The organism is Phenylobacterium sp., from assembly GCF_044372605.1.
Lineage (GTDB): Bacteria > Pseudomonadota > Alphaproteobacteria > Caulobacterales > Caulobacteraceae > Phenylobacterium.
This window is the reverse complement of the sequence record NZ_JBILRO010000007.1, coordinates 1-20,802: the sequence shown is the minus strand read 5'-3', so window position 1 is coordinate 20,802 and position 20,802 is coordinate 1. Positions and strand designations below refer to the sequence as shown.

Here is a 20,802-nt window from a genome sequence, read left to right as displayed (position 1 = left end):
TTCCAGTCGTGGCGGCTCGCCTTGCGGGCGGCTGTTTCACTCGCCGGGCTCGCGTCAGGCGGGCCCTTTGCCATGGGGTTTCGCCTTGTCTGATGATGATATTCTTGAGGAAGCCCGCGAGGCGTTCGAGCTGGCGGCGGAGGCCGAGGCGGAGAACCGGCGCGAGGCGCTGGATGACCTGCGGTTTGCGCGGCTGGGCGAGCAGTGGCCGGAGGCGGTGCGGCGCGCGCGGGATCTGGAGGGTCGACCCAGCCTGACCATCAACCGGCTGCCGGCGTTCATCCGCCAGGTGGTCAATGACGCGCGCCAGAACAAGCCGGCGATCGCGGTGCATCCCGTGGACGACGGGGCGGACCCGGAGACGGCGGAGGTGTTCAACGGCCTGATCCGCCACATCGAGCAGTCGAGCGATGCGGAGGTGGCCTATGACACCGCGCTGGATTTCGCGGTGACCTGCGGGGTGGGGTATTTCCGGATCAACACCCGCTATGCCGCCGACGATGGCTTTGACCAGGATATCGTGGTCGAGCGCGTGGCCAACCCGTTCGGGGTGTATGGCGATCCGGAGTCGACGGCGGCGGACAGCGGCGACTGGAACACTGCGTTTGTGGTGGACAGCCTGCCGCGCCGGGTCTTCGAGGGCCGCTGGAAGGGCGCTGATCCGGTGGACTGGAGCGGCGATGGGCCGCGGTCGGCCGTGGGCGTCGGGGTGAGCGGCGAGCGGGTGGCGGTCGCCGAATACTGGCGGCGCGACCGGGTGATGCGCACGATCCTGGCGCTGTCGGACGGCCAGGTGGTCGAAGAGGCGATCTATCGCGCACAGAAGGCGATGTTCGATGCGCTGGGCGTGACGGTGGTGGGACGGCCCCGACAGGTGGCGAGCCACAGGGTGACGCAGCGAATTCTGAGCGGGGCGCAGGTGCTGGAGACCGTGGACTGGGCCGGGCGGTTCATCCCGATCGTGCCGGTGTACGGTGAGGAACTGATGGTGGACGGGCGCCGGCGGCTACGCAGCCTGGTGCGGGACGCCAAGGATCCGCAGCGGATGTTCAACTACTGGCGTACCACGTCGACGGAACTGGTGGCGCTGGCGCCCAAGGCGCCGTTCATCGGTCGCACGGGGGCGTTCGAGACGGACTCGGCAAAATGGGCGACGGCCAATGTGCAGAGCCACGCCTACATCGAATATGACGGCCCCGAGCCGCCGATGCGACAGGGGTTTGCCGGCGTGCCGGCCGGAGCGCTGCAGGAGGCGTTGAACGCCTCGGACGACATGAAGTCGATCATGGGGCTGTATGACGCCAGCCTGGGGGCGCGGTCGAACGAGACCTCGGGCCGGGCGATCATGGCCAGGCAGCGGGAGGGGGATGTGTCGACCTTCCACTACATCGACAACCTGAGCCGGGCGATCCGGCACGCGGGGCGCATCCTGATCGACCTGATCCCGAAGGTGTACGCAACCTCGCGGGTGGTGCGTGTGCTGGGGCCGGACGGGTCGGCTAAAGCGGTCGGTGTCGGGCCGGCGGGCGCCGATCCGGCGGGGCCGCTGCGCAAGGTCGAGAAGATCTATGATCTGGCGGCGGGCAAGTATGACCTGACGGTGCGGTCCGGACCCAGCTTCACCAGCCGGCGTGAGGAGGCGGCGACGCAGATGATCGAGCTGATCCGGGCCTATCCGGCGGCGGCCCCGGTGGTGGGTGACCTGCTGGCCCGGAACCTGGACTGGCCGGGGGCCGACGAGATCGCCGGGCGGCTGGCGGCGCTGGTTCCGCCGCAGGCCAAGGGCGCGGCGCCGGAGGTGGAGGCGGCCAGGGCGCAGATGGGGCAGCTGGCCCAGGCGCTGGCGGCGGCGAGGGCGGAAATCGCAGGGCTGAAGCAGGACCGGGCGCATGAGGCGCGGAAGCTGGAAATCGAGGCATTCGAAGCCGAGACCAATCGGATGCGTGCCACGGGCGCGCGCTGACTTTTCCGCTTGATGTTCCTGATTAGTTCTGATGGAGTAGACGATGCCCGCCCAAGATCTTCGACGGTTCGGATTTCCCATGCCTAAGCCAAAGCCGGTTCAGCGAGAGCGCCCTTCGGTCTTTGATCGCGTCGGCGCGTTGCCCCTGCCGGCCAGGCCCGATGAGAGCTCGATGTTCTCCAGGTGGCCGGTCGAGGTTCCGGAAGCCCAACGTGGTACGGATATCTTCATAGGCGGGTTTCTGGATGACAAGGAAACGGGCGTCTCCGGCGCTCTGCGACAGTACAAGGATGCCTACGCCAAAGAGACGGGGCGACGTGTCGCGTACTTCCCGAACGCCAGGACGGGCGAGGTTGTCGAGGCCATTCGGGCCGCCAACCGCCTTGGAGGTCCGGTGAACGTCGTCGGCCACAGCTACGGTGGGCCGGATGCGTTCAACGCCACCGTAAGGGCCGGACGTGAAGGCTTGAGGGTCGACAACCTGGTCACCGTTGATCCCGTGACCGCCTTTCGGGCTGCGCCCGAGCGGGGGCGACCTGCCGGTTTCTGGATGAATGTGGATGCGACGCCATCATCCCGCGACGGCTCTGACCGGCTTGCCCGGATCCCGTTCTTCGCGGGGATCCCGTCAAGGCTCCCCACCGACCGGGCGGATCGACGTCCCGCTATCAGCGCCCACCATAAGGACGTCGACACATTGATGGTCCGGAGCGGTGCGCGTGAGGTGCTGGACGCCAGCCGACGGCCGAAAATGGACATCCTGAGTGATGAGCAGCCGATCAATGACTGGATGAAAACCCGAGCTCTAGGCGCGCGGCGATGAACGACGGCGTCTGGTTTCTGGTTCTGATTGTGTGTATTGCCGCAATACTTACGGTTCCCGGCGTGATGATCGCGCTTTGGCGAAGTACATGGATCGGGATCGCGTTGAATGCGTACAGCTTTGTCATGGCTGGATTGGCCTTCGTATTTGTTCCCTTGTTGCTTATCAAAATTGATACAGGCGCCTGGGAGACGCCGGAGCAGCCGCTAAACGGGACAATATACAGTATAATGACTGTAATGTTGGTCGGGATATTCTGGATTGTATTTCAGGTTATCGGCATTACTGCGGCGACGATGATCAGGTTACGTCGCCGGCGGAATACTCACGGCTGACGTTACAGGCGCTATGCGCGGCGGCCGGGGGATAGCATCCCGTGCAGAAGGGCTCCCTGCGCGCCCGCCTTGACCGAGATGCAACGCTACTCGCGGCCGACGCCGGCCTGCGAACATTTCTGACCGCCCGCACGGGCATTTCCAAAAAAGGACGACCATGGAACATGACGACGCCTATCTGGCGGGCGAGGGCGACCTCGTGCGCGACGACGACCGCATGCTGGAAGAGACCGGCGCGGATCCGGAGATGTTCGAGCTGGAACTGGACGGGCAGGTGCACACCCTGCCGGCGGCGCTGAAGGGCGCGGTGCTGCGGCAGGCGGACTATACCCGCAAGACCCAGGAACTGGCGGAGCACCGGCGCGCGCTGGAGGCGGAACGCGAGGCGCTGGCGGCGCGGGTGAACGCCCACCAGGGTGCAAGCCGGGACGAACAGCGCCTGGCGGCGCTGGATGAGCAGATTGAAGATTTCCAGGCCGTAGACTGGGAGGGCTATGCAGCCGAAGATCCGGAGGGTGCGCAGGCGAGCTGGTCGACATTCCAGCGACTGGCGCAGGCGCGCGAGCAGCTGGCCTATGCGGTCAGTCACCACCAGGAGCGATCCGCGCTGCAGGCGGCGCGCGAGGCGGCCGAGGCGATGGCCGAAACCGGGCGCAAGCTGAGCGAGGAGATCGAGGGCTGGTCGCCGGAGGTGGCCGGCAAGCTGGTGGACTATGCCCAGGCGTTCGGCGTGACCATGGAGGAGCTGCGCGAGATGGCCGATCCGCGCCTGTGGAAGCTGTTGCACAAGGCCTGGAGGGCCGATCAGGCCAGCGAGGTCGGGGCGCGGGAGACTGCACAAGCGGTGCGGCCGGCGGTCTCCATCAGCGGCGGCGGCGGCGGGGCGGGCGGCGTCCGCGACGAACTGGCGACCAAGGAATGGATGCGCCGGCGCAACGAACAGATGGCGCGGGGGCGCTGATGGCGGCGTTTCTGAAGGGGAACCTGCCGGGGCCGTCGGCGCCTTCGCCGTTGCCATCAGGGCCGTTGATGAGCCTGCGGGCCTATGCCTCGTTGACGGCGGCGCCCCGGAAGGCGCAGCCGCGTGGAACGCGCGTTACCGTGCGGAGTTTCGATATCTTTTCCAACATGCTTGAAGAAGCGACCGGCCACGAGCTGCCGGAGCCGATCAAGAAGATCCTGCCGGATCACATGTACACCGAGTACGACGACGGTCGGGAGCAGTACATTTTTCGAGGTGGTGAGAAGGATTTCAGACTCGAGGCGCAGGTCGATCCTGCGCGTCAAAGCCCTGACTATGGGCGCGGCGAACGGTTGCTCCATGAGACGTACCTTCCGGGTGTCGCGGCAAGAGACGCCAAGAGGCCCTCCGAGCGTTCGGCCGCCTGGATCAATCGTTCAGGCACACTCTATGGGTACCCGATCGCCAATTCCAACATGGCTGTAGGCGACCAAACCGAAGTCCAGTTTGGCAAACGGGTTGGAGATGATCAAACCTGGGGGTGGAAAGACGGACCAAGGTTTGCACCGTGGCCGTGGATCGATCATCTGAGGGACTCCCTTGCGCAGGCGCCTAGAAAACCTCGCTGAGCGATGTCGGGGTCTTTCGGAGACTACGCCTGAGGGCCAAGACCCATAGGGGCGCTATCAGGGCGAATGGTGCGGCAACGACCGGGAGAGCGATACCCCCAATGTCGTCCATGATGACCATGTAGACGATGAGGCCTCCCAGGGTCGGTGCACCCAGAAGCAGGATCGAAGCAATTCTGCCAATCCGGACTACCCGGCTGCCCGGCGGCGGTTCCCGCCACAAGAGGTACAACAGTCCATTGGTGGTCACCAAGTACAGCACCAATCCTGAAATCAGCAGAATGGAGCGCTGATCGTCGTCCAGACGAAGGTCAAATGACCCGACGATAAATGAAACCGCGAGCGCCAGGACAAGCGTGAAGGCAGTGTAGCGCCAACGCAGAGACTTCATCCGGTCTTCCTTCAATGTCGACGACAGCGCCCGATTACGTTGTTCCCATATTGTTCTATCGCTTCTGATCCAGAAAACAAGAGATCTGGCCGTCTTCCAACGGCTCCGGCGACGGAGGCCCGGTGGAAGGAACCGGCCAGATCACCTCAATCGAACCTGCCGCCGCCTGACCGGCTGCGACCGAGCACGCGCGACCCTCGCGCCTCGGACGCCTTTGCGCGGCTGAAACCCAACCCATTCAAAAGGATATTTCATGCCCAATACCATTCTGTCCGCCACCGCCGTGACGCGGGAGGCGCTTCGCGTGCTGCACCAGAAGCTCAACTTCGTGGGCACGATCACGCGCGACTATGACGACAGCTTCGCCCAGCAGGGCGCGAAGGTGGGCGACACGCTGAAGGTGCGCCTGCCCAACCAGTATGTAGTGCGGACGGGTCCGAACCTGGCCGCCCAGGACACCGTGGAAAACTCGGTGGACCTGAAGGTGCAGACCCAGAAGGGGGTGGACCTGAACTTCACCTCCGTAGACCTGACCATGGCCCTGGATGACTTTTCGGAGCGGATCCTGGAGCCGGCGATGAGCGTGCTGGCCGCCCATATCGAGGCGGACGCCATGACCATGTACCGCGATGTCTACAACCAGGTGCAGGGCGCGGGGCCTGCCACCTTCACCCGGGTGCTGCAGGCCCGCAAGATTCTGGTGGACAATCTGGCGCCGCTGAACGGGCGGACCTGCAATCTGAACACCCAGGACAATGTGGATCTGGTGGACGCGCTGAAGGGGCTGTTCAACGACAAGACCACGATCGCCAGGCAGAACCGTGAAGGCTTCATGGGACGTACGGCCGGGTTCGACTTCATGGAGAACACGCTGTGGCCCTCGCACCTTCGGGGTCCCTCCAACGCTGCATTCATCGTGAATGGTGCGGGCCAGACCGGCGCCACCCTGACCGTTTCGACCGGAGCCGGCGCGCCGGCGGCCGGTGACGTGTTCACGATCCCGGGTCTGTTCCGGGTGCATCCGGAGACCAAGCAGTCGACGGGCGTACTGCAGCAGTTTGTGGTCGGGACCGGGGCGACGGCGACGTCGTTCCCGATCTCACCGGCGATCGTGACGTCGGGCGCATGGCAGAACGTTTCGGCCTCGCCGGCCAACGGCGCCGCCATCAACTTCGCCGGCACGGCATCGGTCAACCACGGCATCTCCATGGCCTATCAGAAGGGCGCGTTCGCCTTCGCCACGGCGGACATGGTGCTCCCCACAGGCGTGGACTTCGCCTCACGCGAGGTGTTCGACGGCGTCTCGATGCGGATCGTGCGCAATTACGACATCAACGGGGACAAGTTCCCCTGCCGTCTGGACGTGCTGTACGGCTTCAGGACCATCCGGCCGCAGCTGGCCTGCCGTCTGGGCAACAACTAGCGGGGGGGGCGCCGGGCGGTCCTGAGGGACCGCCCGGGCCTTGCTTTCGCCGCGGGCGACTGTTGACGTTCTTCTATTGTTCTGTTTTTCTGGAGGCCAGATGCTATTCACAGACAGGGATCGGGCTCGATTGGATGCGCTGTTGCGACAGGGGGGCGAGGGGCTGACAACAGCGCCCCGACGCTCGGTCGACGCAGGCCGGCCCGGGCAAACCTACCAGGTCGCTCTCAGTCGATTTCAGAAGGCCGCTGTTCTGGGCGGGATGCGTGCAAGCGGCGCCGACAAGAGGTTTGATCGCACGATACGCGGGCTTACGGACGGCCAGTTCAATGATGCCGAGATTGCAGCTCTGAAGGATCGGGCACTGACGGCCGCGGAATGGGGTGACGTCGGCGCGCTGAGCGGCATTGAAGAAGGGCCGCCGATAACGGTGCGTCCCGGACAGAAGGCCGTACTCGATTCACTCATGGGGCGTTTAGGATCTGATGCATTGTCACAGCGAGCGCAGGACGCCTATGGACGAGCCAGCCGGTCAGGAAAAATCCGTGTCCGCTGAACGGCGGAAACTTACGATTCCGCGTTGGGTGCTCCGCGCGTGGCTATGGATCAGCCTGCCCGTAAGCCTTATCCACTACTACGGCATTCCGGGTCTTATCGTTTATGGTCTCTGGCTAGAGATCGGAAACACGATCAGCATCCCTTTCTCACTGGTTCCCGTGACTCTCGCCCTGTTTTTCCCGGAAGGCACACCTGCCATACTATCAATCATCCTGTTTGGCGTGATGACGGCGCTGATGGATCGGGTGATTGTCAAGCGCGTGCCGGGCGCGATGCCGTTTCTGGCGTTTGCCGGCGCCATGGTCGCCTGGCTGATACTGAGCGCGATGCCATTCCTGGTCTGGATCGGGCTGGCCATGCTGTAGGCGGCGCATCGCGCGACACGCTGGCTGCGATCTAGCCGGGACGCGCCGCCACTTTTTCATTCCCCTCAATGCCGCCTCCGGGCGGCTTTTTCATGTCTGGAGCCCAAGATGGCGATCACGACCTATGCCGAACTGCAGGCCGCAGCGGCGAACTGGCTGGTGCGGGCGGATCTGACCGCGCGCATCCCGGAATTCATCGCCTTGGCGGAGGCCCGGTTGAACCGGGTGATGCGGGCCAGGCTGGCCGAGGCGGAGGTTTCGCTGTCGGCGGGTGCGGGCGTACGGATGCTGGCGCTGCCGGCCGGGTTCACCGAGCCGCTCAGGCTGTGGATTGAGCGGGCGACGGGCCGGGACGAAGTGCCGTTTCGCGAGGCCGGGCTGATCGGGGTGTCGGCGCGGCGCGGCGAGCCGGGCGCCTGGACGGTGGATGGCGCCAACCTGGCGTTCGACCGGCCCTGCGACCAGACCTATGGCTTCACGCTGCGGATGCTGCGCCGGTTTGCGCTGTCGGACGCGGCGCCGACGAACGGGCTGCTCACGGAATTTCCGGACCTCTACCTGTTTGCGACGCTGAGCGAGGCGGCGCCGTTCCTGCGCGATGCGGAACTGGCGGGCGCCTATGAGAGCAAGCTGGCCCGCGCGCTTGGTGACGCCAACGCCAAGGAGGCCCGCAGCCGCGCGCCCGGGCGGTTGAGCAGTGAGCTGCCGGACCTGATTGCGGCGCGGGGCGCGTGATGCTGCTGCCGCCGGGACCGGATACGCCGGAGGGGCTGCGGGCCCTTCTGAAATCCATGCATGACGCCTTGGGCGCGCTGATCGCGCCGGGGCGACCGACGCCGCTGTGGGCCGTGCCGCAGGCCGGATTGCCGCCGGCCGCCAGCCATCCCCAGACCCTGGTGCTGGTCACCGACCTGAACATTCTCGCCCATTCCAACGGGATCAACTGGATCCGCCAAGACACGGGAGCCGTGATCGTCTGATGCCTTCATCCTGGTCAACTTCACTCCGGTTCGAACTGCAGTTCACCGGCGAAAACATCAATCTTTGGGGGGAGAAACTCAACGCCGTCCTGCAGAAGGCGGACTATGCCGTGGCGGGCTGGCTGACCAAGCCGCTGACCGGCAATGCCGCACTGACCACCGCCAACGCCCAGGACGACGAGGCGCGCGCGGCGATGATCAAGTTCACCGGCGGGGCCGGGCCGTTCACGGTGACGGTGCCGGCGGTGAGCAAGACCTACCTGGTCTGGAACGCCTGTGCGGGACCGGTGATCGTGACCACGGGGGCGGGCGGGACCGTAACCGTGGACCCTGGCGACATCGTTTGGGTGCTGACCGACGGGGGCGCGGTCAAGACGCCCGGCTATGGCGGCGCCTCGATCAAGGACTGGGTCTCAGGCGTGGCCTGGTCCTACAACGCCGGCGCCCTGCCGGCCCAGAGCGGAAACGCCGGCAAGGTGGTCTCCACAAACGGGACCAACGCCAGCTGGCGGGCGCTCTCCACCTCAGATCTCAGCGACTATGCGAGCGCCGTAAAGGGCCTCGCGCTCGCTTTCGCCGTTGCCCTTTAGGAGACACTGACGATGCCGGTTACAGCCAATTCCATCATCACGCCCCAGACACCGCAGACCAGCAACGCGGCGTGCTCGGCGGCTAACACGACCCTTACGACCAACCCCACCAACACCGTGCTGCTGATCACGGCAGGCGCCAACGGGGCGCGGGTGACGCGGGTGGGCGCGATCCCGCTGGAGACCCTGGCCAGCGCGGTGCAACTGCAACTGTTCCGATCGCGCGACGCGGGGGCGACGCGGGTGTTTTTCGAAAGCGCGGTGGCGGGTGCCTACACCATGGCCGACACCACCGAGGTGCCCACGGCCGACTTTGGCTTTTCCGACGACAACCCACTGATCCTGGCGCCGAACGAGCGGGTCTATGCGGCCGTGCGCGTGGCCAAGCAGATCACCTTCAACGCTGAATGGGCGGACTACTGATGGTGCGGCAGAAGCTCAGGGGGTTGGTGGGGCAGGGGGTGGATGGGCGGAAGTCTTATTCGTCCGCCATCCCTGCAGTTGTTGGCTTGATCGACGCTACGTCGGGCTCCGGTGCGATTACGGCTCCTCGACCTTGTACCGCGTTAGTCTACGCGTACGGAGGTGGTGGTTCGGGCGCGTCTGGTGGAAACCCTGGCGGTGGCGGGGGTGGTGGTGCTTTGTTCAAGCGGGTCAAGCTGTCGCTAGGGCAAACAATCACCTTTGTCGTAGGCGCGGGCGGCGCTCCGTGCGTTGCCGACGCTGACGGAAACAATGGGACGGCTACAGTCGTCACGTTACCTAATGGCCAAGTTGTTTCGGCCACAGGCGGTTTTGGCGGCACTACGACGGCCGCCGGTGTAGGCGGCGGCGGAGCAGGTGGCGATGTGAATCGAGCCGGCGGCAATGGAGGTCGCGCTTCAGCGGGGGCATCTACCGCGGGAGGTGGAGCCGGCGGGGCATCTGGCGGCGCTGCTGGCGGAGGTGGTGGAGCAGGTTTTTCAGACTCCGGAGCCGCTCTGGTTGGCGGTGCTGGTGGGAATGGCAGTTTTTCGGCTTCATCGCCGGGGCAGCAAGGCGGGGGTGGATCAGGTGGCGCTGGGCCTGGCTCAACAAGCGGAATTGGCGGGCAGGGAAGGGTGGTAATCCAACTGCTACGTATTCGCGCTTAAGAGAGAGCGAACTTCGGCAAGCACCAAGTCTGACGCGCCGCGTGTTACATCGTGCCCGACACCCGCAACGCGAACGGCCTTCACACCCCGGCCTCGAGCGTCTTCAAGGGTCTCATTGCTGATAGCGCCATTCTCGCCGGCCAGAATGACAGTCGGGCAGGTAGGATTGATCAGTTTAAGGTAGTCCCGGTCCGGACGTAGCGCTTCGGCAAGTGGGTCCCCGCGCGAAAGACAAATGTCGGCTAGTACCGGGTCGTCCGATGGCCTGAGCGGGGGATCGAGAGCCAACACGCCTGTTAGTCCCCCAGAGCGAAGACCAAGCGCGACAACACCTCCGATAGATACGCCAATGACTAGAAAACTCTCCAGACGAGCAAAGGCGTCGTTGTAGTGGCTTACGAGCCCCTCAATCGTGGTTCCGACGCCCTGTGTGTCTACGAATTCGACGGTCGCTTGCGGGAGAGCTGCAGGAAGTCGCGATAGTTGGTGCTCTGTTGCATAGAGACCCCGGATAACAATGAGGCGCGTCACGGTCTCATCCTACCCCAACCTCACCACGCCCATCTTGGCCAGTTGGCCCAGCGTCCGGCCGATGGCGGAGACGGGGTAGTTGACCCGGGTGGCGATTGCGGTGGGGGTTGTGTCGCCGGTTTCCACGGCGGCGAAGACGCTGAGGGTGAGGTCGCGGGGGCTGGGGATGGTGCCGAAGAGGGGGTGGTCCAGGCAGGCCAGGAGCTGCTCGCGGGTGGCGCCGGGCGTCAGGGTCAGCGGCGTTGTCGCGGAGATCTGATGGGTCGGGTAGTGGCCGAAGACCTCGAACGGGTCGAGGTTGGTGGACAGGTTGGCCGGCGCGCCGGCGAGGGGCCGGGTGAGGAAACGCCGGCGGGCGTTCAGCTCGGACCAGAGCGTCTGATACTGGCGATAGATCACCGGCCAGTCGTAGAGATCGCGCGCGCGCTGGCGGCCTGAGGCGCCCATGGCCTTGCGGATGCCGGGATTGTCGATCAGGGCCGAAAGCGCGTCAACCAGATGGGCCAGATCCAGCGCGGTGGTGGCCGAGGCGAAGCCGCAGTAGCGGTCATAGTTGAGGACGCCGATTTCGTGGCCGCGCGCGAGGGGCGTTCCCATGCCGGGCTCGGGCGCCCAGGTGGCGATGCGGAAACCATCAACGCCATCGCGGACGGTGTCGCGATAGCCATCCCAGTCGGTGACGACCACAGGCAGGCCAGCCGCCATCGCCTCGATGGGGGTCAATCCGAAGGTTTCCTGGATATTGTCAGCGAGGGTGACGAAGATATCGGCGGCGGCCCAGGCGTTGTCGCGTCTGGGCGGATCGCGACCCTCGACGAAGATCAGGCGCACGTCGGGGGCGAACTGGGCGGCGCCCTGGCGAAAGACCTCCTCGACGCGCTCGGAGGGCGTCCAGCCGCAGAGAATGAGGACCACCCGTTTGCCGGTGCGTTCCGCCGCCAGCTGAAGGCCCCGGTACATGGCGTGAGGGTGCGCCTTGGCGTGATAGACCAGGCGGCCGACGAAGAGGGCGGCCACTTCATCATCGGCCAGATCAAGGGCCGCGCGGCCTCCGGCCCGCTGAGCCGCGCTGAAGTCGAAGTCGGCGCAGTGAACGCCCAGCGGAATAACCGGGAGCTGTGGCCCCTCGATGCGGGTATCGGCGCCATGCCGCCAGCGCAGGTAATCGGCCTCGGCCTCGTGGACGCGGCGGACCGTTTCGAGGACGGCGCTGGACGTGCAGACCAGGGCGTCCCAGGGCATCACGGCTTCGCGCAACAGGCCGGCGATCTCGTTCATGGCGATCTGGCTGGCGGTGGTGTGGGTGACGCCGCATAGCGAGTAGGCGCTGATGCCGGTCCTGACCCGTGCGCGCGCATGCGTCGCGACAGAGATGTCCGCCAGATAGAGCACGCCGGTGGCGCCGATGCGTTCCGGTTCGGCCGACTTGATCCATTCAAACGGAGCGGCCGGGTCGATGCCCTTGACGATGGCTTCGAAGCCGCGGGCCGTATCTGCATTGGGCGAGAGGCCGCGGATCGGCTGGCCATCGCGGGCGTAGACGGCGGCGCGCAGGAAGCCGTTACCGGCGGCCTGACGACCCATGAGCGCCGGCTTGGCCATGTCATAGCCATCGGCATGGGCGCGGATCACGGCGGATGTGGTCTCGGACACGGGGCCTCAACGCGGTCTGGAACTGACCCGGATCATTGAGGCCGGTCGCCCGCAGACACAAGCGCGCCGCCCCCTTTTTTCAACTTGAACGTTCGTAATGGGCAGGAGGGCGCAGATGAGGATTCCCCTGGAGTTTCCACCGGGGCTGAACGGTGACGACACCACCCTGGCGGGCTCGGGACGTTGGGCCGACGGTTCGAACGTGCGCTTCCGGCTGGGCCGGCCCGAGGTGATCGGCGGCTGGGAACGACTGATGACGGACTCCCTGACCGGGGTCTGCCGGGGGGTATTCCCCTGGACCGACAATGCCGGCGTCCTGGACATCGCTTTCGGCACCCACAGCAAGCTCCAGCTGTGGCGGGGCGGGGCGCTGTTCGACATCACGCCTGCGGCCGGGTTCTCGACGGGCGCCATCGACGGCGCCGGATCGGCGGGGTTCGGCACGGGGGCCTATGGCGTGGGTGGGTTTGGCCTGCCGGCGGTCTCGGACTATTTCCCGCTGACATGGTCGTTCGGCGCCTGGGGCCAACAGCTGCTGGCGAGCCCCCGCAACCAGACTATCTTCGCCTGGACGAACGACACGGCGCAGAAGGCGCAGGCCCTGGCCAATGCGCCCGCGAACGTGACGCAGATGCTGGTGGCGCCGCAGGGCGGCGGCTACCAGGTGTTCGCGCTGGGCTGCAATGAAGAGGTTTCGGGCGCCTTCAATCCGCTCTGCGTCCGCCATTCCTCGATCCGCAACAATAACCAGTGGAGCACGAGCGCCAGCGGATCGACCGCGCGGGAGTATATCCTGACCGGCGGGGGTCGGATTGTCGGCGGGCGGATGTGTGGGCCGTGTCTGCTGGTCTGGACCAGCGATGCGCTGTTCCTGGGTACGTTCGTCGGAGCGCTGAACCAGCCCTGGCGGTTCGACCGGGTCGGCCGGAACTGCGGCCTGATCGGGCCGAATGCGGCGGTCGTGGTGGGGCAGGCCGCGTTCTGGGTCAGCCCTGACCGGCAATTCTATCGCTATGCCCTGGGCGGACAGGCCGAGCCGATCGCCTGCCCGATCCGGCGCGACTTCGCCGAGGAACTGGCGGCAAGCCAGGGCGACAAGGTGATGGCGTCGTCCAACGCTGAGTTCTCGGAAGTCCGTTTTGACTATCCCGACCGGCGGGATGGCTATGAGAACAGTCGATATCTCGGCCTCGCCCTTAGCGGCCCCGACGCGGGCGCCTGGCACCGGGGCGTCATGGCGCGTACGGCGTTTGTGGACTCCGGCCCGTCCGCCTACCCCATCGGGGCCACCTATGAGGGGGCCGTCTATCTGCACGAGAAGGGGCGCTCGGCTGACGGCGGGGGCTTCGGCTGGTTCATCGAGAGTGCGGACAGCGTGCTGGATCCCGATCGGACGATGCTGGTTCGCGGGGTCTGGCCAGATTTCAAGGATCAGATCGGCCCGGTAACGGTGGCGTTGTCGGGGCGGCTCTATCCGCAGGACACGGGTGCGACCACCCGGAGCGTGACCCTGGCCCCGGGCGAGGCGAAGGGTGACGTGCTTGTCAGCGGCCGGCTGTTCCGGACACGGTTTTCAGGCCAGAGCGCGCCCACCGGATGCCGGATCGGGGCGCCGATCTTCGATGCCGCGCCGGCGGGTCGGCTGTGACGGCGGCCGAGCGGCAGCGCTGCAGCGGCTGGCTGGAGGCTGCGCTGGCGCATGCCGGAGGCGGCCACACGCTCGAGGATGTCTGGGGCCTGGTGGACGCAGGAGAAGCGCAGGCCTGGCCGGGCGACCACGCAGCCATGGTGACCCTGATCGAGGACGAGCCGCAGGCGCGGCGGCTGCTGATCTGGCTGGCGGGCGGGGATCTGGAGGAACTGGTGGGCCGCCTGCGCCCCCGGGCTGAAGCCTGGGCGCGGACGAACGGCTGTCAGCGTGTGCTGATCGTTGGCCGCCCGGGCTGGGAACGGGCGTTGGCGCCCATGGGTTACGCGCCGCTGGCGCGCATCATTGCGAAGGAGCTGTAGATGAGTCTGAAGCTGAGTAGGAACCGCAAGAAGTGGAGCAACGCGAGTAGCTCGACCTCCAACACGACCACAACGCCCACGGTTCCGGAATGGGGATCGAACCTGACCCAACGGGTCGCGGGCCAGGTCGGACAGGTGGCCGGTCTGGACCCGGGGTCGCTGGTGGCGCCGACACATGATCTGCAACGGCAGGCCGCGACGGCTGCAGCAGGCCTCGGACTATGGAAGCCGTCCGGTGTGACGGGCGGACCGCGCGATCCTGCCGACGTCAGCTGGACATCCGATTTCCAGACTGCGGAGACGCCGTTTGCCTCTGGCGGCAAGGCCTATGACTATGTGGATCGCTATCTCAATCCGTACCTGAGGGATGTGGTCGACACCACGGCGGCGGACCTTGACGTGCAGGCAGGCCGCACACGGGCGCAGCAGGCGCTTGACCTGGCGGGCTCGGGGGCGTTCGGCGGTTCCGGCGCCGCCCTGACGCAGAGCATGACCGAGGGGGAGTTGTCGCGGGCAAGGGCCTCGACCCTGGCGGGGCTACGCTCGCAGGCCTACCAGACCGCGCTGGGGGCCGCGGCCGGGGATGCGGATCGGGCGACCCAGGCGCGGATCGCCAATGCGCAGACGCAGCTGCAGGACCGGGCGCAGAAGGTCGATCTGGGATTCAGGAGTCAGGGCCAACAGCTGGCGGCCGATGAAGCGATGCGCGCCAATATCGCGGCCCAGGCGGGACTGGGCGAGACCCTGCGGAGTGTCCAGCAACAGCAACTGCAGGCGCCGATGGCTCATGCGCAGCAGGTGGTGGCGATGCTGAGCGGTCTGCCGATCCAGCTGTTCACCGGGCAGCAGACAGCGGAGGCCAAGTCGGAAACCGGCTCCGGCAAGGAGACGCAGATCGGTGCGGAGATCAATGCGATCCTCAAGCGGAGCTGGGTTTGAACCATGGCCACATCCACAGAGCGGCTCGCCACGCTGGAACAGCGCCTCACGGACCACGAGTCTCGATGTGAGGAACGTCTGGGCGAGATCAAGGCCACGTCTGCCGCCACACTCAGGGCCGTTGAAGGCCTGAAGGGACGGGCCTGGGGCGTCGTCGCCGCGCTCATGACCTGGGCGCTGGCCCAGCTCTGGAGCGAAAATGCCCGTCGCCTGGAAGAGCTGGACCGGACGCTGCCGGTCGCCACCGGATCCGGCCTGCAGCGCCTGGCGATGACCTCCCAACCACAGCCTGCGCGGGACGCAGCCACAACGGAGATTCCCGAATGAAGAAGAGCCTTGCGATAGCGCTTGTCGCACTCACGTCGTCCGGGTGCAGCACCCTGACCGGACTTGCAGGCGCACGGGAGGGATCGGAGCAGGCCGAAATCCTGCGCGCTCTGGGGGATCACATCGACAATTGCGACCGCCGCTATCAGGGCAGCCTCGGGCTGGGCGGGGGATTTACCTTCAACATCGACTGCAAGGCGCGGGCGACGCCTCAGTCCTGAGGCGCCTCGACGAGCCGGCGAAGGTAGGCGGCCACATCGACGGGCCAGGCTTCGGTCCGGCTTTGAAATGCGTCCATGTCGTCGGCGAAGAGGGCGCGGGCGGCTTCATCGAATCCCGGCAGGTCGCCGGCGAGAACCGACATCGCCCGATAGAGCGTTTCCTGATGTTTGCGGCGGCGATCCGGCTGGGCAGCCTCCCGACGGGCCTCCTCGACCAGACGCCTGAGCACTGCAGAGGCTCCGCCCGGCTGGCCAGCCAGCCAGTCCCAGTGGCGGGGAAGCAGGGTGACCTCACGGGCGACGACACCCAGCCTGGGACGGCCGCGACCTGGGCGGGGTTCCGGGGGTTCCGGGGGGGGCTGCGCGGTCATGCGCTGGCGATAGGCCGATACGGCGAGATCGGCGCTATGGCGCAGATCGAGCTCAACCGGCTGGCCGGTCTGGTCATCCAGAATCAGCAGGCCGTGGGCGCCGGCCGCCGTCAGATCGACAGCCTTGCCTGCCACGGCGAAGAGATCACCGTTGTGGTGCGCTGTGTGGCCCTCGAAGAGGGTGAAGGTATCTGATGAGACCATGTTCGCTCCCGGGCGCGACTATGGCGCATGTGGACTGCGCCATCAATAATATCCGGGTAAAATGACGAGATGGCCAGGAGAGCCCGAGAGATTGCCCGGACTCTCCTGCGATGGCGCCACGGCAGGGATTCGAACCCTGGACCTCAGCCTTAACAAGGTGACGGTCTGTCACGGCAAATTTTTAAAAAATTGGCTGGAATAACGGGATCGGAAAATCGCTTCCCAAATATCTCCCAGCGCGAAGCAACATTTTGCTTGGTGCGTCGAATGCACCTGGACGCTTATATTACCGTTTCTCGGTCGAACATTCTCCCAGAATTTCAGGGGATGCTTGATAGACTGGGATCGATGGATGTTTGTGCTCGCGCGGCCGCGGATCGGAAGCGCCCGCGGATAACGATTGCCGCACGGCCAACAAGGGGAAGTTCCGAACGGCAAAGTTGGGTGGAGAGGCGACGTTGACACTAGTCTTCGCTGCAAGTGGTATCAGCGCATGAAGTCGCTCATCGAAACCTACAACGCCCATCTGAAGAAGATGGCCTCCGTGCCTCCCACTCAGCGAATGAGCGTGACCTATAGGGCGATGTTTCCTTGGGTGATGACAGCGACGGTCGCCTTCCTGTTGGAGAACGTTCTCGGACTGCCGCGCAGCCTCGGGGCTTGGATCATCTTCCCAACGACCTGTGTTGCAGCGGTCGGCACGCTCTACGCTGGTTGGCGTGTGTCGAAGTACGGCTGGCAATTCGACCGAACACCGACCGACCCGATCTTGAGGGAGATGCAGGGTAGCGATGCGCTCATGCAGGCGCTCCGGCGCGTGACGCTCAATGGCCTGTCGAACCTAACTCCTTCAACCCGGCTGCAAGCTGATCTCAAGCTCTCGCCTGGAGATGTTTCTCAGCTGTTGGACATCTTGGCGGCGGATAACCGGCTGGACGCGCGAAGCCTCGAAGACATGCAATCAGGCGACGTGACGGTTGGGGCGCTGCTACAGAAAATGTCTCCAGCCTAGCCTTCATCAAGGTCCGCAACGGGTCGTTTCTTACCGTTGGGGTCTGCGCCTAAACTCACCGTTCCGGGTGGAAAGCGGACGACCTGCAGGTACAATCACCGGCATGCCGCTGACCAGTTCAATCACCCCGCCCAACCCCGGCTGGCCGCAGCAGTACCGGGACGCGGAAGCGCAGCTAGCGCCCATCTTCGGACCTGAACTGATCGCCATGCATCACGTCGGGAGCACGGCGGTGGCCGGTCTTGCCGCCAAGCCCGAGATCGATGTCCTGGCGATCGTCACGACCTCGGAAACGCCTCAGCCGTGGACGGATGGTCTTGCTGAGCTCGGCTTTCGTCGTGGCGGCGATCTTTCGCCCGGTCACCGCTTCTACAAGCGCGACGTGGCGGGGGTCCGCACCCACAAGCTGCACGTCTGCGTCGACGGACACCCGACCGTCCGCGAGATGCTCAGCTTCAGGGATCACCTGCGGACCAACGAGGCGGACCGCCGCCGCTATGAGGAGTTGAAGCTCCAACTAGGGCGCGAGAACGTGGCCGGGATCGGCGAGTATCTCGCTCGCAAGCGCCCCCTGATCACAGCTATCCTGGCGCAGCTCGGCATCGAGCGGGCTTGAACGAACCTCCGCTCTGCGCCGGGAGCGGATACCGGTCAACCGTCGGACACCGGACGTCTGTGCCGCATGCGCACCCCGCCACCGTGGGTGGGCCCTTCAATCTCGAGCGTGAAATTCGCGAGATACTGGACGATTAAAGTACGGCCGATTGGGACCGAAGCGGGAACGTAACTCCCAAGTTTCTCCCGACCCTTGCGGAAGGTTCACGTCGTGTTTGCCCTGAATGTCTATCAGCGTACCGGGAGACTAAAGCCCCTTGATCTGAAAGCTCTTTCAAATCAAGGGGTTTAGGTGGTGCCACGGCAGGGATTCGAACCCTGGACCTCAGCCTTACCAAGGATGCGCTCTACCACTGAGCTACCGCGGCGAAGGCGGGGCCTATAGCGGGCTGAGGCCGCGTCGTGAAGCGTTAAATCGACCGCGCACAGCTTGACGGGCGCGCCGCCGCGCAGCACCTGACGGCATGGCTGATCGGCAGAAAGACGGCAAGGACGCCGCTACCTTGCGTGAAACCAAGCTCGCGCAGGCGCTTCGCGCGAACCTGCGCCGTCGCAAGGCGACCGGTTCGGCCGTCGCTACGCCGAAGCCGCAAGAAACCTCCACGGATTGACCGCTTGGCGCGCCAGCGAGGCGCAGGCTAGATACCGCTTCTTTTTTCGCCGCGCCGCCGAGGCTGGCCGGACGTCTGTCGAAGGGTAGCTATTGGATCGTATCGCCATCGTCGGGGGCGCAAAGCTGAACGGGCAAATCCCGATCAGCGGCGCCAAGAATTCGGCCATCAAGCTGATGACCGCCAGCCTGCTCACGGATGAGCCGCTGCGTCTGACCAATATGCCGCGCCTGGCCGACACCCGGTTCCTCGGTAAGCTCTTGCAGCGCCTTGGCGCCGAGGTCGTCGAAGCCGAGGGGCCCGATGGCGGCGAGACGCTTCTGACGACGCGCGAGATCGTCAGCGGGTTTGCGCCCTATGATCTGGTCCGCCAGATGCGGGCGTCGTTCAATGTGCTGGGGCCGCTGCTGGCCCGAACGGGGCAGGCCAAGGTCTCGCTGCCGGGCGGATGCACGATCGGCGCACGACCGGTTGATCTGCATCTGAAGGCGCTGGAGGCGCTGGGTGCCCGGATCGATCTTCACGAGGGCTATGTCTACGCCCAGGCGCCGCGCGGGTTGAAGGGCGCGGTGATCAACTTCCCGATCAACTCCGTGGGCGCGACAGAGCACGCCATGCTGGCGGCTGTGCTGGCGGACGGTGACACAGTGCTGGAGAATGCCGCAGCCGAGCCGGAACTGGCGGATCTTGCCGAATGCCTGAACGCCATGGGCGCCAAGGTTTCAGGGGCGGGCACGCGAACCGTTCATATCCAGGGCGTCAGTCGACTGCACGGCGCGACGCACTCGGTGATCCCGGACCGGATCGAAACCGGGACCTATGCCGTGGCCGCCGCCATGGCCGGCGGTGAAGTGCGGCTGACGCGGACCCGGGGCCACCTGATCCAGTCGTTGATCGACAAGTTGATCGAGGCGGGTGTCGAGGTAACGACCCATGACGATGGATTGACGGTCAAGCGGGGCCCCGACCGGCTGAGGCCCGTCGAGATCGAGACTGCGCCCCACCCCGGGTTTGCGACGGACCTCCAGGCGCAGTTCATGGCGTTGATGACGCTGGCCGACGGCGAAAGCATCATCCGGGAGACGATCTTCGAGAACCGGTTCATGCACGTGCCGGAACTGGGTCGCCTTGGCGCCGACATTTCGGTTCAGGGCGGGGAGGCGCGGGTGCGCGGGGTCGAGGCTCTTACCGGCGCCCAGGTAATGGCGACGGACCTGCGGGCCTCGGTCAGCCTGGTGATCGCCGGGCTGGCGGCGCGCGGCGAGACCATCGTCAATCGCGTGTATCATCTGGACCGTGGCTTCGAGCGACTGGAAGAAAAACTGGGCGCGTGCGGCGCCCAGGTGCGGCGCCTCAAGGGCGATGGCGTCGAAGCGGAGGTCGAGTAGTCCATGGCCGAAGCTTCGGGCCTGAGACTGCTGGCTGAGGATGAGGCGGATCTTGCCATCATGTCGGCCGCCTTGCAGGACGCGATCGCCCAGGTCGGCGATGTCCTCTACGAGCCGAAGACCCGCCGCCTGACGATTGCCTTCAACCGGTTCCGCTGGGAGGCGGGAAGGCGGCAACGCGTTCGGGCGGCCTTGCAGATCGGAAGCGTACTGGACTTCCAGTCCCGCAAGATCCGTCGGGATCGCCGAGATGCCGTGCTGGAATTGCTGGCGATCACCTTTGTCGCCGGGGATCCCCCGGGAGGTACGCTGACGCTGAGTTTTGCCGGAGGCGGCGACTTTCGTCTGCAGGTCGAATGTGTGGACGCCGCGCTGGCGGACGTTTCACGTCCGTGGCCGACGCCCAGAACGCCGGCGCACGACCTCTGATCGGATAGCCTTCGTCCGGAGACCTCGCTAAAGAGCGCACATGCGCCGCTTTATGTCTGATGATCCCGGTTTTACCGACGCCTTTACCGCTTTTGTCGGTGAGCGACGTGATACGCCGCATGATGTTGACGCCGTGGTTGCCGATGTTCTGGCGGCGGTCCGCGCCGAGGGCGTTGACGCATTGCTGCGGTTTGCCCGCGAGTTCGACGGGCTGGACCTCACGCAGGACACGCTGCGGGTCACGGCCGAAGAGATAGAGGCGGGGGCAGCGGCCTGTTCGCGCGAGGTGCGGGACGCGATCGACTTCGCGGCGGCCCGGATCCGGGCCGATCACGAGCGC

At 65.6% G+C, this 20,802-nt stretch carries 27 protein-coding genes and 1 tRNA gene; 24 read left to right on the top strand and 4 right to left on the bottom strand.

Annotated elements, in window-relative coordinates:
• Nucleotides 1–85: 85 nt before the first annotated feature.
• The 5 genes from ACIQ42_RS01480 (at nt 86) to ACIQ42_RS01460 (ending at nt 4,711) form a co-directional block, all read left to right on the top strand.
• The gene (locus tag ACIQ42_RS01480; protein ID WP_397420453.1) at nt 86–1,963 is read left to right on the top strand and encodes a portal protein; all 1,878 of its coding nucleotides are present in this window, start codon (nt 86–88) and stop codon (nt 1,961–1,963) included.
• Between the two features lie 79 nt (nt 1,964–2,042).
• The gene (locus ACIQ42_RS01475) at nt 2,043–2,786 is read left to right on the top strand and encodes a hypothetical protein (protein WP_397420452.1); all 744 of its coding nucleotides are present in this window, start codon (nt 2,043–2,045) and stop codon (nt 2,784–2,786) included.
• On the top strand, nt 2,783–3,121 hold the full coding sequence (locus tag ACIQ42_RS01470; protein ID WP_397420451.1) for a hypothetical protein: 339 nt from the start codon (nt 2,783–2,785) through the stop codon (nt 3,119–3,121). The genes ACIQ42_RS01475 and ACIQ42_RS01470 overlap by 4 nt, the downstream gene beginning before the upstream one ends.
• A gap of 157 nt (nt 3,122–3,278) precedes the next feature.
• Nucleotides 3,279–4,082, top strand: a complete 804-nt coding sequence (locus tag ACIQ42_RS01465; RefSeq protein ID WP_397420450.1) for a hypothetical protein — start codon at nt 3,279–3,281, stop codon at nt 4,080–4,082.
• The gene (locus ACIQ42_RS01460) at nt 4,082–4,711 is read left to right on the top strand and encodes a hypothetical protein (protein ID WP_397420449.1); all 630 of its coding nucleotides are present in this window, start codon (nt 4,082–4,084) and stop codon (nt 4,709–4,711) included. The genes ACIQ42_RS01465 and ACIQ42_RS01460 overlap by 1 nt, the downstream gene beginning before the upstream one ends.
• Here ACIQ42_RS01460 and ACIQ42_RS01455 read toward each other — a convergent pair.
• Nucleotides 4,695–5,102 carry a hypothetical protein gene (locus ACIQ42_RS01455; protein WP_397420448.1) on the bottom strand — a complete coding sequence of 136 codons (408 nt, stop codon included), beginning with the start codon at nt 5,100–5,102 and terminating at the stop codon, nt 4,695–4,697. The two genes, ACIQ42_RS01460 and ACIQ42_RS01455, sit on opposite strands and share 17 nt — an antisense overlap.
• 253 nt (nt 5,103–5,355) lie before the next feature.
• Between ACIQ42_RS01455 and ACIQ42_RS01450 the strand changes: the two genes are divergently transcribed.
• From ACIQ42_RS01450 to ACIQ42_RS01415, 8 genes are all read left to right on the top strand, one after another.
• Nucleotides 5,356–6,525 carry a P22 phage major capsid protein family protein gene (locus ACIQ42_RS01450; protein WP_397402519.1) on the top strand — a complete coding sequence of 390 codons (1,170 nt, stop codon included), beginning with the start codon at nt 5,356–5,358 and terminating at the stop codon, nt 6,523–6,525.
• Between the two features lie 130 nt (nt 6,526–6,655).
• The gene (locus ACIQ42_RS01445) at nt 6,656–7,081 is read left to right on the top strand and encodes a hypothetical protein (RefSeq protein WP_397420447.1); all 426 of its coding nucleotides are present in this window, start codon (nt 6,656–6,658) and stop codon (nt 7,079–7,081) included.
• Complete coding sequence (locus ACIQ42_RS01440) at nt 7,071–7,448, top strand: hypothetical protein (RefSeq protein ID WP_397420446.1); 378 nt, start codon at nt 7,071–7,073, stop codon at nt 7,446–7,448. Before ACIQ42_RS01445 ends, ACIQ42_RS01440 begins: the two co-directional genes overlap by 11 nt.
• 108 nt (nt 7,449–7,556) lie before the next feature.
• Nucleotides 7,557–8,183, top strand: coding sequence for a hypothetical protein (locus ACIQ42_RS01435; protein WP_397420445.1), 627 nt, complete (start codon nt 7,557–7,559; stop codon nt 8,181–8,183).
• Nucleotides 8,183–8,428: a hypothetical protein gene (locus ACIQ42_RS01430; RefSeq protein WP_397420444.1), complete on the top strand. Its 246-nt coding sequence runs from the start codon at nt 8,183–8,185 to the stop codon at nt 8,426–8,428. The genes ACIQ42_RS01435 and ACIQ42_RS01430 overlap by 1 nt, the downstream gene beginning before the upstream one ends.
• Nucleotides 8,428–9,018, top strand: coding sequence for a hypothetical protein (locus tag ACIQ42_RS01425; RefSeq protein ID WP_397420443.1), 591 nt, complete (start codon nt 8,428–8,430; stop codon nt 9,016–9,018). Before ACIQ42_RS01430 ends, ACIQ42_RS01425 begins: the two co-directional genes overlap by 1 nt.
• A gap of 12 nt (nt 9,019–9,030) precedes the next feature.
• A complete protein-coding gene (locus ACIQ42_RS01420) occupies nt 9,031–9,441 on the top strand; it encodes a hypothetical protein (RefSeq protein WP_397420442.1) in 411 nt (136 codons plus the stop codon).
• Between the two features lie 444 nt (nt 9,442–9,885).
• Nucleotides 9,886–10,125, top strand: a complete 240-nt coding sequence (locus tag ACIQ42_RS01415) for a hypothetical protein (RefSeq protein WP_397420441.1) — start codon at nt 9,886–9,888, stop codon at nt 10,123–10,125.
• Nucleotides 10,126–10,691: 566 nt separating this feature from the next.
• On the opposite strand, the gene ACIQ42_RS01410 is transcribed toward ACIQ42_RS01415, so the two are convergent.
• Nucleotides 10,692–12,335, bottom strand: coding sequence for a glycosyltransferase family 4 protein (locus ACIQ42_RS01410; protein WP_397420440.1), 1,644 nt, complete (start codon nt 12,333–12,335; stop codon nt 10,692–10,694).
• 115 nt (nt 12,336–12,450) lie between these two features.
• On the opposite strand from ACIQ42_RS01410, the gene ACIQ42_RS01405 reads away from it, so the two are divergent.
• The 5 genes from ACIQ42_RS01405 to ACIQ42_RS01385 are packed head-to-tail and all read left to right on the top strand — an operon-like array spanning nt 12,451 to nt 15,832.
• Complete coding sequence (locus ACIQ42_RS01405) at nt 12,451–13,983, top strand: hypothetical protein (RefSeq protein WP_397420439.1); 1,533 nt, start codon at nt 12,451–12,453, stop codon at nt 13,981–13,983.
• On the top strand, nt 13,980–14,345 hold the full coding sequence (locus tag ACIQ42_RS01400; RefSeq protein ID WP_397420438.1) for a hypothetical protein: 366 nt from the start codon (nt 13,980–13,982) through the stop codon (nt 14,343–14,345). Before ACIQ42_RS01405 ends, ACIQ42_RS01400 begins: the two co-directional genes overlap by 4 nt.
• The gene (locus ACIQ42_RS01395; protein ID WP_397420437.1) at nt 14,346–15,284 is read left to right on the top strand and encodes a hypothetical protein; all 939 of its coding nucleotides are present in this window, start codon (nt 14,346–14,348) and stop codon (nt 15,282–15,284) included. It abuts the gene before it with no gap.
• Nucleotides 15,285–15,287: 3 nt separating this feature from the next.
• Entirely contained in the window at nt 15,288–15,611 is a 324-nt protein-coding gene (locus tag ACIQ42_RS01390) for a hypothetical protein (RefSeq protein WP_397420436.1), read from the top strand.
• Nucleotides 15,608–15,832, top strand: coding sequence for a hypothetical protein (locus tag ACIQ42_RS01385; protein ID WP_397420435.1), 225 nt, complete (start codon nt 15,608–15,610; stop codon nt 15,830–15,832). The genes ACIQ42_RS01390 and ACIQ42_RS01385 overlap by 4 nt, the downstream gene beginning before the upstream one ends.
• Here ACIQ42_RS01385 and ACIQ42_RS01380 read toward each other — a convergent pair.
• A complete protein-coding gene (locus ACIQ42_RS01380; protein WP_397420434.1) occupies nt 15,823–16,407 on the bottom strand; it encodes a DUF2239 family protein in 585 nt (194 codons plus the stop codon). The genes ACIQ42_RS01385 and ACIQ42_RS01380 overlap by 10 nt on opposite strands.
• A gap of 493 nt (nt 16,408–16,900) precedes the next feature.
• On the opposite strand from ACIQ42_RS01380, the gene ACIQ42_RS01375 reads away from it, so the two are divergent.
• Complete coding sequence (locus ACIQ42_RS01375; RefSeq protein WP_397420433.1) at nt 16,901–17,419, top strand: hypothetical protein; 519 nt, start codon at nt 16,901–16,903, stop codon at nt 17,417–17,419.
• A 103-nt stretch (nt 17,420–17,522) separates the two neighbouring features.
• Nucleotides 17,523–18,035 carry a GrpB family protein gene (locus ACIQ42_RS01370; protein ID WP_397420432.1) on the top strand — a complete coding sequence of 171 codons (513 nt, stop codon included), beginning with the start codon at nt 17,523–17,525 and terminating at the stop codon, nt 18,033–18,035.
• A 292-nt stretch (nt 18,036–18,327) separates the two neighbouring features.
• Here ACIQ42_RS01370 and ACIQ42_RS01365 read toward each other — a convergent pair.
• A tRNA-Thr gene (locus tag ACIQ42_RS01365) sits at nt 18,328–18,402 on the bottom strand.
• Nucleotides 18,403–18,498: 96 nt separating this feature from the next.
• Here ACIQ42_RS01365 and ACIQ42_RS01360 point away from each other — a divergent pair.
• The 4 genes from ACIQ42_RS01360 to ACIQ42_RS01345 all read left to right on the top strand — a co-directional run.
• Complete coding sequence (locus ACIQ42_RS01360) at nt 18,499–18,645, top strand: hypothetical protein (RefSeq protein ID WP_397420431.1); 147 nt, start codon at nt 18,499–18,501, stop codon at nt 18,643–18,645.
• Between the two features lie 92 nt (nt 18,646–18,737).
• Nucleotides 18,738–20,033, top strand: a complete 1,296-nt coding sequence (murA, locus tag ACIQ42_RS01355; protein ID WP_397420430.1) for a UDP-N-acetylglucosamine 1-carboxyvinyltransferase — start codon at nt 18,738–18,740, stop codon at nt 20,031–20,033.
• 3 nt (nt 20,034–20,036) lie between these two features.
• Nucleotides 20,037–20,462 carry a DUF2948 family protein gene (locus tag ACIQ42_RS01350; RefSeq protein ID WP_397420429.1) on the top strand — a complete coding sequence of 142 codons (426 nt, stop codon included), beginning with the start codon at nt 20,037–20,039 and terminating at the stop codon, nt 20,460–20,462.
• A gap of 40 nt (nt 20,463–20,502) precedes the next feature.
• The coding region (locus ACIQ42_RS01345) for a histidinol dehydrogenase (RefSeq protein ID WP_397420428.1) at nt 20,503–20,802 on the top strand (300 nt) is incomplete at its 3' end.